This is a genomic window from Lachnoanaerobaculum sp. ICM7, assembly GCF_000287675.1.
In the GTDB taxonomy this organism is placed as follows: Bacteria; Bacillota; Clostridia; order Lachnospirales; family Lachnospiraceae; genus Lachnoanaerobaculum.
In genome coordinates, this window is the sequence record NZ_ALJL01000023.1 from 1 (window position 1) to 12,741 (window position 12,741).

A 12,741-nucleotide genomic window follows, 5' to 3' on the forward strand; every position below is an offset into this window, starting at 1 on the left:
TAAGTGCTCTATCTCTTCTTTTTTCATTCAAATACTCTATGCCAACTATCACTATAAACACTAAAGTCAATATACTTGTAATTACTAGGATTACCTTAAGTTTATTCTTCTCAATCGCATTCATATATTCCCCTTAGTTAAAATATTTCCATAATACTTTAATCGAAATTATTTTAATATTTTTCGAATAAATCTCCTAAATACAATACCCCATATTCATATATGATTTTTTCTTCTCCAGTATCTGATTTATATGTTATTCTACCACTAAATCCCGTTCCGTCTAATCCAACCACATAAAGAGCATACAGATAATATTCACCATTTTTTGTTAATTTGTGCATATATGTTGTCAGTTCATCTAAATTCTTTATTTCTTGAAACTCCTCCATTCCCTCTCCCTCAGATATAGTCTTTGGTGGGATAGGAATTCCTGCTCCGTTCTCTCCACTTATTCTTATATGCTTCATATTGTCATTAAAATTATCTATATATTTCTGTATATATTCATTTTTTATAATTTTGTAGTTGTAAAGACTCTGCTTCTCCCCTGATATATAATCTGTAATATCCTTAGTAACTATGTCAAGTAAACTTATATCACTCCCGTTTATAACCCAAGTATTCCCTTTATTATCACTGCATTCCAAGTCCATTCCCAGTGTACCTGCTAAAATTACTGTAGTAGATATTTCATTATAGTATTTAAGTGCTCTATCTCTTCTTTTTTCATTCAAATACTCTATGCCAACTATCACTATAAACACTAAAGTCAATATACTTGTAATTATTAGGATTATCTTAAGTTTATTTTTCTCAACCACATTCATATATTCTCCTTAGCCAAAACTGCTTTAATACTTTTTGAATAGATCTCCCAAATACAATACCACATATTCATCTATGATTTTTCCTGCTCCATTTTCTCCACTTATCCTTATATGCTTGGAAGTCCTATAAAAAACTTGACTCCTTCATTTTGAAAGGTTCTTATATACTCTTATCTTCATAGGTTTTAGCAATTATTTGTGTCAACTTTCTTATTATTAACCTGCCCATGATATTTCTTCTCCATCAAAATAATCAACTAATCTCTCTTCCTCTATATAAAATTCACCTGTAGAACTTTCATAATCATCTTTTGTTGCATTAATATATCCCTTATCCCCATTCTCCGTTTTAAAATATATTAAGTTTTGCATATCTGTTTCGTATAAATACAAAGCCTCCCCTTTATGATATGTAGTTATTTCATAAACAGCTGTTTTATCATTATACTTATATGCTTTAAGCTCTTTCACTAATGTATGCTTAGAATCATTTATACTATAATTACCTTCTAAACTAAGCTTCAAATCAGAATTTATTAAATATATGCCTGTTGTATTTTGAAAGCCTATAATATATTTTCTATCTTCCACATATAAACCCAAATTTTGATATGCAGATTTTATATATCCGTCTACAGCTGACATATATACTATATTTTCTTTATTCAATCTATAGAACTCACTTATTCGTGTATCATTAACATAGTGAATTGCTATGCCAATACAATAATTACCATTGTTATCATTTATAATTACACTTTTCACACCCTCTTCACCATAGCCTATTGTTTTTTTATGATTATTTACCTCTACTGATATATAGCCATCCGCATCAATAAATACCTTTACTGAATCTGTCTCACCATCATTATCAATGTCAATTTCGTATTTCTTATCATATTCTATAAAATTTACAGCATATCCCTCTTTATTAATTTCATTTGTAATATCTTTTTTATATATGCTACAGCTGGTTATTATAAATAAAAGCAATATTATTCTTTTCCTATTTTTATAATTCATCATTTATTACCTCACATTTATAATATCTGATGCTATCTCTTTTAATTCCTCTATTATTACATATTTAATAGTATCTTATTATATTTAATAACATTTATGCCATAGCATTCTCCTACTACATAAATTTTTTTACACGCTCATAATATTACCTTAATTATATCAAATCCTATGCTATTTTTCATTTGTTTTTTGTTCTATTTTTATAATGTATATTCATATAAAAATATCTCTCTGTCACAATAAGTCTCCACTATAATATTCTTACCAAAGATATTTCCGGTTGGTTCTGCAGGGAATAAAATTCATTATTTCCCGGTAGATTATTTAATTATTTAACATACTTGAAATCATATTCACCTGCATTGTAAGATTTCACCAATTCTTCACTGGACTTAAATCTACTATCCATGTATACTTTAGAGTATAATATTTGCCGACATTCCGGCAAATTTCACATGAAAGGAGAGAGTGTATGGAGATACCTTATAAGATTTATTTAGAAGAAAATGAGATGCCAAAATATTGGTACAATGTAAGAGCTGATATGAAAAATAAGCCGGCTCCGCTTTTAAATCCCGGAACACATAAACCTGTGACTTATGAAGAGCTGTCACATGTATTCTGTGACGAGCTTGTTAAGCAGGAGCTTGATGATACCACCGCTTATTTTGAGATACCTGAGGCAATCAGATCATTTTACAGAATGTACAGACCTGCTCCACTTGTAAGAGCATACTGTCTGGAAGAAAAGCTGGGCACACCTGCAAAGATTTATTACAAATTTGAGGGAAATAATACCAGCGGAAGCCATAAGTTAAACTCAGCTATAGCTCAAGCCTACTATGCTAAAGAGCAGGGACTTAAAGGTGTTACCACAGAGACCGGTGCAGGACAATGGGGTACGGCACTTTCTATGGCATGTGCATACTTTGGACTTGACTGTAAGGTATATATGGTTAAGGTATCCTATGAGCAGAAGCCTTTCAGACGTGAGGTTATGAGAACATACGGTGCTACCGTCACACCTTCACCGTCTATGGAAACAGAAGTAGGAAGAAGAATTCTGGAAAGACATCCCGGCACCACAGGAAGTCTTGGATGTGCTATATCGGAGGCTGTAGAAAAGGCCACAACCACTGAAGGATACAGATATGTTCTTGGCAGCGTACTTAACCAGGTTTTATTGCATCAATCAATTATCGGTCTTGAGACTAAGGCCGCACTTGATAAGTATAATATCAAACCTGATATTATTATAGGCTGTGCAGGTGGCGGTTCAAACCTTGGCGGTCTTATATCTCCATTTATGGGTGAAAAGCTAAGAGGTGAAAGTGATGTAAGAATCATTGCTATAGAACCCGCATCATGTCCAAGCTTTACAAGAGGAACATTTGCATATGACTTCTGTGATACAGGTATGATGACTCCGCTTGCAAAGATGTACACTTTGGGAAGTGATTTTATTCCTTCACCAAGCCATGCCGGCGGTCTCAGATATCATGGAATGAGTTCTACTCTCTCACAGCTTTATCATGACGGTTATATGGAGGCAGCTTCAGTAAATCAGACGGATGTATTTAAGGCTGCAGAATATTTTGCAAGAACTGAGGGTATTCTCCCTGCTCCTGAGAGCTCACATGCTATCTATGCGGCTATTGAAGAAGCTAAGAAATGTAAAGAGAGCGGTGAAGAAAAAACCATCGTATTCGGACTTACAGGTACAGGCTACTTTGATATGGTTGCTTATGAGAAATTCCATGACGGAAAGATGGATGACACTGTCCCATCAGATGAGGAACTTAAAAAATATGCAGCTATGTTGCCAAAGGTAGAGTAAAGAATAAGGGGCTTTATTTCATAGTACAAGATTATGAAATAAAGCCCTATTTTATTTATTCTCTATCAAATAATATATCGCACCGACAAGGCCGGCATCATTACCAAGTTTTGCAGGTACTATTTCAAGTCCTTCCAAGAATCTTGGCATTACCTTTTCATGTACCTTTTTACTCAAGACTTCTATAAACTCTTTTCTGCCGCTTACTCCACCGCCTATAATAACCTGTTCAGGATTAAAGATATGAACAAGTGAAATAATTCCAAGTGAAATATCATCCACCCAATTATCAACTACCTGCCTTAACAGACTGTTTGCAGGTAAGGCATCAAATATCTTTCTACCGTTGATATTTTCTTCAAAGTCTTTCGGAAAAGCTGTCGGATTTTCCTTTTGCAGTTTTGATACACTCCTTACAAGCGCTGTTGTGGATGCATATCTTTCAAGACAACCTACATTTCCGCATGAACAGCCCTCTCCGCTTCCATGTATCACTATATGTCCTATCTCTCCTGCCAATCCTCTTTTACCAAGCAAGATCTTATCATCAACTATAATACCGCCGCCAACTCCGGTTCCTATGGTTATAGCAACGATATTTTTATAGCCTCTTCCCGCTCCTATCCATTTTTCACCGAGCGCTGCACTGTTTGCATCATTTATAACTATAGTTTTGACAGAATATTTCTTTTCAAAGCTTTCCTTTATCTTTGATCCTACCCAATTCTTTATATGTCCCGCGCTTCCGATAACTTCGCCTTTTTCGGAATCTATCTGCCCTGTAGCGGATACACCTATTCCTGATATTTCAGTGAAAGCAAGTCCGCTTGAAGCCACAAAATACTCCGTTTTTTCCAAAACAGTCTTAAGTATTGGAGTTTCATATCCGTCAAATGAAACCGAGAACTCATCCTTGTGAAGTATGTTGCCGTTCTCATCAACAAGTCCGAACTTCGCTGCGGTTCCACCTATATCAATTCCCAAATACACTTTATTCATCATAAAAATTTCTTCTTGGCGTCAACTATCATTTTTGCCGCTGATTTTGCAATCTCTTTATCAGCATCTGTCAATGCAACCAAAGGTTTTCTTACGCTACCGATATCAAGTCCCTCATTAATTCTAAGAACTTCCTTTATCATAGCATACATATTTCCATATCCTGAAGTAAGAGCCGCTATAATGTCATTTACGCAGTACTGAATCTCATTTGCCCTCTTCATATCGCCTGCCTCTATGCACTCATCCATTGCAAGAAAAAGCTCAGGCATTGCTCCATATGTTCCACCGATACCTGCTTTTGCGCCTATTACTCTGCCTGAAACAAACTGCTCATCCGGACCGTTAAATACAATATAATCATCACCGCCGTCTCTTACAAAGCCTTGAATGTCAAATACAGGCATAGAAGAATTCTTTACACCTATAACATTCTTATTTTCTCTCATCTTTGCATAAAGGCCTCTGCTTAAAGCCACTCCGGCAAGCTGTGGTATATTGTATATAATAAAATCTGTATTCGGCGCGGCACTGCTGTAATCATTCCAATACTGTGCAATGGCATACTCGGGAAGCTTAAAATAAATAGGCGGAATCGCAGCAATTGCATCTACTTTAAGACTCTCTGCATGAGCTGCAAGCTCCATACCGTCCTTGGTATTATTACATGCTATATGGTTAATTATTGTAAGATCACCCTTAGCCTTCATTACATTCTCAAGAACAACTTTTCTATCTTCAACGCTCTGATAAATACATTCACCCGAAGAACCGTTTACATATACTCCTCTGACCTTTTTATCCACAAAGTACTCTGTAAGAGCTCTTACTCTCTCAGGACTGATCTCCCCGTTATCATCGTAACATGCATAAAATGCCGGAATGACTCCCTTGTACTTATCTAAATTTCTCATAATGCCTCCTTATTGTAGAGATAATACCAAGAGGGTCAAATATCTTTGACCCTCCATCATATAATTATAAGCTTAGAATATCACTCATTGAATAGTTTTTCAATAAAAATAATTATTTTGAAATCATTTTCTGAACTTTCTATGCTTTATTATTTTTATAAATTCTATCCTATGACTTTACTGCCATTTGTTCTGCCACTCACTCTCCTTAAAACCTACCAAAGCAAAATCGTCTCCCAAAACTATAGGTCTTTTTATGAGCATTCCGTTTTCTGCAAGCAATTTAAGCTTTTCGTCATCACTCATAGTATCCATTTTTTCTTTGATATTCAGCTCTCTGTAGAGCATACCGCTTGTATTAAAAAGCTTCTTTATAGGAAGGCCTGAATACTCCAAAACCTTCTTTAACTCTTCCACGCTTGGAGTCTCCTCCACAATATTCTTTTCCGTAAACTCCACATTTTTATCTCTTAGCCACTTTCTTGCCTTCACACAAGTTGAACATTTCGGATAATGAAATACTAACATAAAATCTCCTCCTTTAATAAACTAAAAATAGTCCGGCTTAAAATAAAGCCAAACTATTTTTTTAATACTGTTTTTTAGATATACTATATATCACTTTAACTTCTGCGTATTAATCGGCGGAAGTATAATCGGAGCCATACCGGGCTGCGATGTCAATAGGGTAACTTGACTTCTAATAAATGGAAACATTATCGCAACCGTATTTGTATTTATTATTGACTCTTCTCTTGAATGATCCTCCGACTCATATAAAAATTGTGCTTCCGCTACCAATTCTATGTTCATATCATCCTTCTCAATTTTAGTTGTCAATATTACATTGTATTCATGGTTACCGATAGGAATGATACCCTTCTTTATATCTGCATTAAGTTCACCATTTTTAATAACCTTATCCCTCACAAATGAAAATTTGCTAAAATAAAAGTTCTTCATTTGTAGGCTTGATCTAATGTCCTTAATATCCATTCTCACCTCACTAAGCAGCTAAGCCAATATCCTGTTGTATACAGCCATCATCTAAATATACTGTATCCATATTCGCTACTATAGCTGAATCATTCTTATATATAAATTTTTCATCATAGGATACTGCTGTATTTTCTTCTTCTGCGATGAAGCTTACTCCAAATAATGACTCAAATGTATCCGGAGTATCAGCTTCTGTCAGTGAAATATCATATCCAAACTGCTCTTTCGCATACATTATAAACTTGTCCATCAAACTATTCACCCTGCTTACCTCCTATTCGAATATTGCTGATTATACCGGTATCTTTTACACAATATATTGTCTCTACTCCAAAAACCATGTCTAATGAATCTGCAAACTCAATTGTGTGCTCATATAATGGTTGTGGACGTTGTTTAAAATTACCTATTATCAACCTGTAATGTTTTTCTTCAGCATAAAACGAAATCAACATAGACCTCAATAAAATTTTCCTCTCTACTTCATCATCAACTCCTTCAATAATAATTTTATAATCATCTGATAACGTTGAATTGACAAAGCTTTCAAAATCGTCCACGTCTTTTTTTACCCTTAAGTCAAATGTTTCATCCTTGTATATATCTTCTATATCAGCTAAAATAACTGTTGCCTTAATACTACCTTTGCCCTTTTGCTTTAACTCATTGCATTTTCTTTTAGCTGCCCACCAGGCTTTCGCCTTTATATCATAGAAATATACACCTTCTCCACACCAACTTGTCTTATCTCCTCTTAAAGTGAAGCCATTGGTTTTAATATCTTCTGCAGATGCAATATCTGTCCCATGGCTTAGATTATAGTAGCTTTCAGTATATCTCATTATTTCTCCATGTGACCAATACTCTCTCAATAATATATATTATATTCTAACATTTTTCTATGTTATTATCTATACAATTAAAAATTTATTTTCCCACTTCATGATACTCATTACAAAGCAGTCTGTAATACTTTTCACTTTCTTCTTTATTGCATTCTCTATTTTGCAGATAAAAGCTCTATTATAGCTCCTCTAACAAACTCGTTTTCACAGACACTGTAAATTTCACCCATTACTTCACCTGCATTTTTGGAATTATACTTTCGTACTACCTCCATTACCTTTGTCTTTAAATCATATTCTATCTGTGCCTTATTAAGTATATCAAATACTCTGCTCTGTATACTGCTATGTGAAGGGCTCTCTTTATCATCAATTTCCACTTCTAAAGCAGATGATGATGAAATCTCCGGCAATCTTATAATTAAAACATTTTTTGTTTCATCATATTCAATACTTGCAGGTTCTATTTTCTTTTTATCGAGTAAAATATCAAATTCACTTTCTTTTCCTGCACCGTAGAAATAGAGATTATATCTTCTCTTCTCCCTTGCAGCATTTTTATTTCCCGAAACAGGGTTTATTCTAAATATTCTCTTTGCATTGCCTTCCAGAATCTCATATCCTGTATATGCCCAGTCAGACTCGACATACGTATTAAATTCCTTTTCATCTTCGGCAAGAGTGAACTCTCCGTCCTTACCGGCAAAAATAAACAGATCCATTTCTGCAGGACTTGATATCTCATTTGTACTTACATTTACATCAAGAGGCAAGATACTTCCCTCTCTTGCAAATACGGCGATATCTTCCAGATTTCTGTAGATTTCAAGTTCACGATTTCCTCTATACCTTACTCCGGTAAAGATATCAAACCATTCACCCTCCGGAAGCCATATCCTGGTCTTTGCCAATCCGCTCTCTGCATCAATTTTTCTTGTCACAGGACATACTATCAGATCCTCTCCGAAATAATACTCATTTTTATAATTATAAACCTTATCATTTGCAGGCTCATAGTAATAAAGTGGCAGTATCAAAGGAAGCTTATCCACATTTGCTCTTTTGTTCATGGTATAAAGATATGGTATCAGTCTGTGACGAAGTCTCAAATATCTTTTAACTATTCTTTCGGCAATCTGATTGTACTTCCAAGGCTCTTTTCCGGAAAATTCATTGCAGGTACTGTGCAATCTCATTATCGGTGAGAATACTCCAAGTTGTACCCATCTTACAAACATCTCGTCATCTCTTATACCGTTCATATGTCCGCCGATATCATGACTCCACCATGCATATCCGATATTTGATGCTGTAGCTGTAAAATAAGGCTGAAAATCAAGACTTTCCCATGTGATAATGGTATCTCCCGAAAAACCTATAGGATATTTATGGCTTCCCACTCCTGCATATCTTGAAAGTATAAGACCTCTTCCACGGTCTTCTCTCTCAGAATCCTTATAGTGAAAATAGTTTAAAAGCCATAGAGGATCAAGTCCCTTATGTCCTGAATTTTCCCCCTGTTGCCAGTCTATCCACCAGTAATCGACTCCCTGCTTTTCAAGCGGATGATGAACATGTTTAAAATATCCTTCTCTGAATTTATCATTGGCAATATCAAAAAGTACAGGTTCTTCTTTTTTAATATCTACACCCATAAATTCTCCCATATCCTTATAGCAATCTTCATATGCCCTTATACCGTCTGCCGGATGTACATTCAGTAAGACCTTATATCCTCTTGTATGCAGTTCACTTAAAAATTCTTTTGGACTTGGGAAAAGTTCCTTATTCCATGTATAACCTGTCCATCCTGTACCGAATCTACCCTCCACATCCGTAATATGCCAATCCATATCGATAACCGCCACACTGAACGGAATATCTTCACTGTCAAATCTGTCCATCAAGTCCAGATATGACTTTTGAGTGTATTTATAATATCTGCTCCACCAGTTACCAAGAGTGAATCTTGGAAGCAGAGGAAGTTCTCCGCTGAGAGTGTAAAAGTCTTTAAGTGCTGTCAAATAGTCAAGGCCGTAACCAAAGAAATACAGATCTGTTTCTTCCTCATCCTCCCTCAGCTTAAATCCGTCCTTCGTTATAAGCATGGAACTGCTGTCATCCACCACAGACCACATCTGCCTTGAAACAATTCCCTCTCCAAGCTCTGTTTCTCCATCTATGGCATCCAGTGTTCTGGTTGTTCCTTTTAAACTCTCATTCTTATCTCCATAATGCCATACACTTGAAGTTGTTCCGTAGTTACCGCTTACATTGATCCTTAAGCCTTCGCCTGAGAATTCTTTTTTATCATATATTACTCTTAGATAATCTGTAACTATAACCAGTTTGTCTTCACTGTCTAAAATATCAAACTTTACTTTCGGGAACTTTCTGTTTGTAACAGCCGCCGTCTCTTCATCAACAAATATATTTTTTTTACTGTATTCAAACCTTATAAGTCTATCAGTAAGAATACTTATGCGATAATTATTTCCTTTAATTATTGAAGCTTCTGCCGCCTTTGTATTTACCATTTTTCTCTCTTTCTATATACAATACTTTTGCAAATCTTCAAAGCTTTCCAAACTGTAACTCACATCACCGAGCTTTTTTGCATCCCCTATTCCTGCAACTTGCATTCCGGCTCTTATTGCCCCCTCTACTCCCGAAGCTGCATCTTCAACAACCAGACATTCGTTTGGTAAAAGTTTCAGACCTATCCCCGCTTTTTCAAACACTTCTTTGTCAGGCTTTGAATATTTTATATCATTTCCATCTACTATAATATCAAAAAAATCAATAAGATTTAACTTTGAAAGTATAAGCTTTGCATTTTTACTTGATGAAGCTATTGCCGTCTTATATCCCCTTTGTTTTAAAATATCTAAAGTGTCTTTAACTTTTTTATCAAGATCTTTCTCACTCATCTCATTTAAAAGTTCTTTATACAGCTCATTTTTTTTATTTGCAAACTCTTCTTTTTCCTTGTTGCTGTACTTTTTATCAGACCTTTCAAGTATTATTTCCAGACTCTCCATACGGCTTACTCCCCTGAGTCTGTTATTTATTTCTTCATCAAAGTATATACCCAAACCGTCTGCCATGTTTTTCCATGCCATATAGTGATACCTGTCTGTATGGCATATTACTCCGTCAAGGTCGAATATTATGCCTTTATATTTTCTTTCCATTACTGTAACCACCCCTTTACTTAATAAGGAGTTTCTCTCCTTTTACATAAATCGCTCTGCTTTTACTTGTAAGTTATAAAAATAAAAAGAGTAAATTAATTAAACTTACTCTTTTATTTACTTATACAGCTATTTTATACATCAAATATACTCATTTTTATCTACTGCAATTTTTTGAATAATATTCTAAAAATTCATTCACAGTATATGTATGAACCTCTGATACACAAATATCCTGCATTAATTCCAGGTCCCATAGAATGATTTCATTTTTTGCTAACCTAAATAGAGGCTTAACAAATCCTTCTATATACTCCTTACTAAGCGATTGGGACTTGTTTTGCTCTTCTCTTCTGTATTTACCTTTTTCCTGTTCAACATACTTTTTATTTTTTTCGTAATTATATACCACAATATATTCTAAATATTTGCGACAGAATTTAAGGTCTACATCTACTATATTAGAAAAAACAAGAAGTGAATCTTTAAGTTTCGTCTTAACATCTCTAACCTTACCATTCTTAAATTCTACAAATATAAGTTTGTTTTTAGTTTCACTATAAAACAATGCATCTGCTGATTTAAAAACCTCATTAGATTTATGAAACTTTCTGCAGAAATCAGTTTTTACATCATCAAAATCAATTACAATATCTTTTGAAATATCTCTATCAATATCAACCATATTAACAGGATTTTTTTCATCCGAATCGTCCAAAGACACTTCAAATAAAGATTTTTTGTTTTTTATAAATATTTCTCTCTCAATTCTGTCGCTAATCTCTGTCATTATACCCCTCATTCTCAATTCGTTGTAACGGGCCGGACAATACTTTATAAATTTCAGAGATATTAAAAGTAACATCCTTCATTTTTGCATTATCACCTTCATTATATGAAAGGTAATATTTAATTACATCTTCTGTGTCATACTTTCCGGAAAACACCTCAATCGCACGTAAAAAATATGGGCTATGAGTATTTATCAAAATATGTAGTCCCATCTCTCTTTGTAGTAGTACTATAACCTCAGCCAGTGTAACCTGCCAATCAGGATGAAGATGAACCTCAGGCTCATCAAGTATTAAAGTTCCATTTTGCACTATGGTTCCGTTATCTATTAAGCTCTTAATCAAATAAAATGTTTTCATACCTGACGATAAACTATCTAAAGATAAGCCTTTAGTTCTTGTAACTCTTGACATACCATCGTTATTGGTTTCAAACAATGACATATCAGAACCTAATATATTATTGATTTTTTTGTAAACTAATGTCAATCTATCTTTTAAATTAGCCTTATCTACTAATGTTAAAGCTTTATTATTCATATAATGCGACAGCAATGACCTTCTGTGATTAGTAGTATTTCCACTTGTCCTACTAAGAAATGAGTTAGTTTCACCATCTTTTCTGATATTATGAAAGTCTATAATAAACGGATCGTCAATATATACAATCTCATGTTCCAGCTCTTTTCTTTCTTTTACCTCTAATAATTCATCATTATTATTAAAAATAATTTTTATTTTAAAGTCCTTTATTTTTAATTCTATTTTACTATCTTTATGACTACGTATATTTGTAATATGTCCATTAAATTCATCTAAGAAAATTTCTGATATAATTTCGTTTTGAAGTAATTCATCTGCAGGAGCGTTTATTTTTATAATACCGGAAATTACATCATCCACAAATTTAGGCACATTGCAGTTTCTTACTAAGATGTCACGAATAATATTTTCATCAGTTTCTCCTGCTAAAATAGATGGTAATTCTTCAATCTTTTTATCCATTCCATTTATAACATATGCATCTGCAAAGTGTTGTGAAAGTAAAAACAACCTTTTAATAGCAAATTCTTTCTCTAATTTCACTTTACCGGATATATTACTGAATGAATGGAACATTGCAAATAAACTACGACTAACTGTACTCTTTCCGGTGCCGTTCAGTCCTGCTATTATTGTGATCCCTTTAATTTCTATATCTGCCGAATCTATCTTTCCAACGTTTCTAATTTTTAATTCCACTATACTCTCCTGATATAACTATACTTCTATAAATACAAAATCCCCTATCTATAAATATATCACAAAA

Annotated in this window: 13 protein-coding genes; 1 reads left to right on the forward strand and 12 read right to left on the reverse strand. The window is 34.1% G+C overall.

Annotated features, from left to right (window positions below):
- Positions 1 to 173 precede the first annotated feature (173 nt).
- Positions 174 to 830, reverse strand: coding sequence for a hypothetical protein (locus HMPREF1140_RS07015; RefSeq protein WP_009663340.1), 657 nt, complete (start codon positions 828 to 830; stop codon positions 174 to 176).
- Positions 831 to 1,046: 216 nt separating this feature from the next.
- On the reverse strand, positions 1,047 to 1,856 hold the full coding sequence (locus HMPREF1140_RS07020) for a hypothetical protein (protein ID WP_009663229.1): 810 nt from the start codon (positions 1,854 to 1,856) through the stop codon (positions 1,047 to 1,049).
- 469 nt (positions 1,857 to 2,325) lie between these two features.
- Here HMPREF1140_RS07020 and HMPREF1140_RS07025 point away from each other — a divergent pair, with 469 nt between their 5' ends.
- Positions 2,326 to 3,690, forward strand: coding sequence for a TrpB-like pyridoxal phosphate-dependent enzyme (locus HMPREF1140_RS07025; RefSeq protein WP_009663265.1), 1,365 nt, complete (start codon positions 2,326 to 2,328; stop codon positions 3,688 to 3,690).
- Positions 3,691 to 3,741: 51 nt separating this feature from the next.
- Here the strand turns inward: HMPREF1140_RS07025 and HMPREF1140_RS07030 are convergent, their stop codons facing one another.
- The 10 genes from HMPREF1140_RS07030 to HMPREF1140_RS07075 all read right to left on the reverse strand — a co-directional run bounded on the left by HMPREF1140_RS07030 (position 3,742) and on the right by HMPREF1140_RS07075 (position 12,674).
- Positions 3,742 to 4,692 (reverse strand): ROK family protein, encoded by a 951-nt coding sequence (locus HMPREF1140_RS07030; protein ID WP_009663314.1) that lies wholly within the window; start codon positions 4,690 to 4,692, stop codon positions 3,742 to 3,744.
- Positions 4,689 to 5,603, reverse strand: coding sequence for a dihydrodipicolinate synthase family protein (locus tag HMPREF1140_RS07035; protein WP_009663384.1), 915 nt, complete (start codon positions 5,601 to 5,603; stop codon positions 4,689 to 4,691). The genes HMPREF1140_RS07030 and HMPREF1140_RS07035 overlap by 4 nt, the downstream gene beginning before the upstream one ends.
- Positions 5,604 to 5,780: 177 nt before the next feature.
- Positions 5,781 to 6,131, reverse strand: coding sequence for an arsenate reductase family protein (locus HMPREF1140_RS07040; RefSeq protein WP_009663304.1), 351 nt, complete (start codon positions 6,129 to 6,131; stop codon positions 5,781 to 5,783).
- A 90-nt stretch (positions 6,132 to 6,221) separates the two neighbouring features.
- Positions 6,222 to 6,599, reverse strand: a complete 378-nt coding sequence (locus HMPREF1140_RS07045) for a protein-export chaperone SecB (RefSeq protein ID WP_035620108.1) — start codon at positions 6,597 to 6,599, stop codon at positions 6,222 to 6,224.
- Between the two features lie 10 nt (positions 6,600 to 6,609).
- Positions 6,610 to 6,864 carry a hypothetical protein gene (locus HMPREF1140_RS07050; protein WP_242822875.1) on the reverse strand — a complete coding sequence of 85 codons (255 nt, stop codon included), beginning with the start codon at positions 6,862 to 6,864 and terminating at the stop codon, positions 6,610 to 6,612.
- Complete coding sequence (locus tag HMPREF1140_RS07055; protein WP_009663219.1) at positions 6,857 to 7,444, reverse strand: hypothetical protein; 588 nt, start codon at positions 7,442 to 7,444, stop codon at positions 6,857 to 6,859. Before HMPREF1140_RS07055 ends, HMPREF1140_RS07050 begins: the two co-directional genes overlap by 8 nt.
- Before the next feature lie 158 nt (positions 7,445 to 7,602).
- The gene (locus HMPREF1140_RS07060; RefSeq protein ID WP_009663292.1) at positions 7,603 to 9,984 is read right to left on the reverse strand and encodes a glycoside hydrolase family 31 protein; all 2,382 of its coding nucleotides are present in this window, start codon (positions 9,982 to 9,984) and stop codon (positions 7,603 to 7,605) included.
- Between the two features lie 12 nt (positions 9,985 to 9,996).
- Positions 9,997 to 10,641 carry a beta-phosphoglucomutase gene (pgmB, locus tag HMPREF1140_RS07065; RefSeq protein WP_009663399.1) on the reverse strand — a complete coding sequence of 215 codons (645 nt, stop codon included), beginning with the start codon at positions 10,639 to 10,641 and terminating at the stop codon, positions 9,997 to 9,999.
- 157 nt (positions 10,642 to 10,798) lie between these two features.
- A complete protein-coding gene (locus tag HMPREF1140_RS07070; protein ID WP_009663245.1) occupies positions 10,799 to 11,431 on the reverse strand; it encodes a hypothetical protein in 633 nt (210 codons plus the stop codon).
- Positions 11,418 to 12,674 carry an ATP-binding protein gene (locus HMPREF1140_RS07075; RefSeq protein WP_009663307.1) on the reverse strand — a complete coding sequence of 419 codons (1,257 nt, stop codon included), beginning with the start codon at positions 12,672 to 12,674 and terminating at the stop codon, positions 11,418 to 11,420. Before HMPREF1140_RS07075 ends, HMPREF1140_RS07070 begins: the two co-directional genes overlap by 14 nt.
- Between the last annotated feature and the right edge of the window lie 67 nt (positions 12,675 to 12,741).

What these genes read in the sequence shown, in the direction of transcription:
- HMPREF1140_RS07015 (WP_009663340.1), bottom strand. Translation starts at nt 830, where the DNA reads ATGAATGTGGTTGAGAAAAATAAACTTAAGATAATCCTAATAATTACA.
- HMPREF1140_RS07020 (WP_009663229.1), bottom strand. Translation starts at nt 1,856, where the DNA reads ATGATGAATTATAAAAATAGGAAAAGAATAATATTGCTTTTATTTATA.
- HMPREF1140_RS07025 (WP_009663265.1), top strand. Translation starts at nt 2,326, where the DNA reads ATGGAGATACCTTATAAGATTTATTTAGAAGAAAATGAGATGCCAAAA.
- HMPREF1140_RS07030 (WP_009663314.1), bottom strand. Translation starts at nt 4,692, where the DNA reads ATGATGAATAAAGTGTATTTGGGAATTGATATAGGTGGAACCGCAGCG.
- HMPREF1140_RS07035 (WP_009663384.1), bottom strand. Translation starts at nt 5,603, where the DNA reads ATGAGAAATTTAGATAAGTACAAGGGAGTCATTCCGGCATTTTATGCA.
- HMPREF1140_RS07040 (WP_009663304.1), bottom strand. Translation starts at nt 6,131, where the DNA reads ATGTTAGTATTTCATTATCCGAAATGTTCAACTTGTGTGAAGGCAAGA.
- HMPREF1140_RS07045 (WP_035620108.1), bottom strand. Translation starts at nt 6,599, where the DNA reads ATGGATATTAAGGACATTAGATCAAGCCTACAAATGAAGAACTTTTAT.
- HMPREF1140_RS07055 (WP_009663219.1), bottom strand. Translation starts at nt 7,444, where the DNA reads ATGAGATATACTGAAAGCTACTATAATCTAAGCCATGGGACAGATATT.
- HMPREF1140_RS07060 (WP_009663292.1), bottom strand. Translation starts at nt 9,984, where the DNA reads ATGGTAAATACAAAGGCGGCAGAAGCTTCAATAATTAAAGGAAATAAT.
- pgmB (WP_009663399.1), bottom strand. Translation starts at nt 10,641, where the DNA reads ATGGAAAGAAAATATAAAGGCATAATATTCGACCTTGACGGAGTAATA.
- HMPREF1140_RS07070 (WP_009663245.1), bottom strand. Translation starts at nt 11,431, where the DNA reads ATGACAGAGATTAGCGACAGAATTGAGAGAGAAATATTTATAAAAAAC.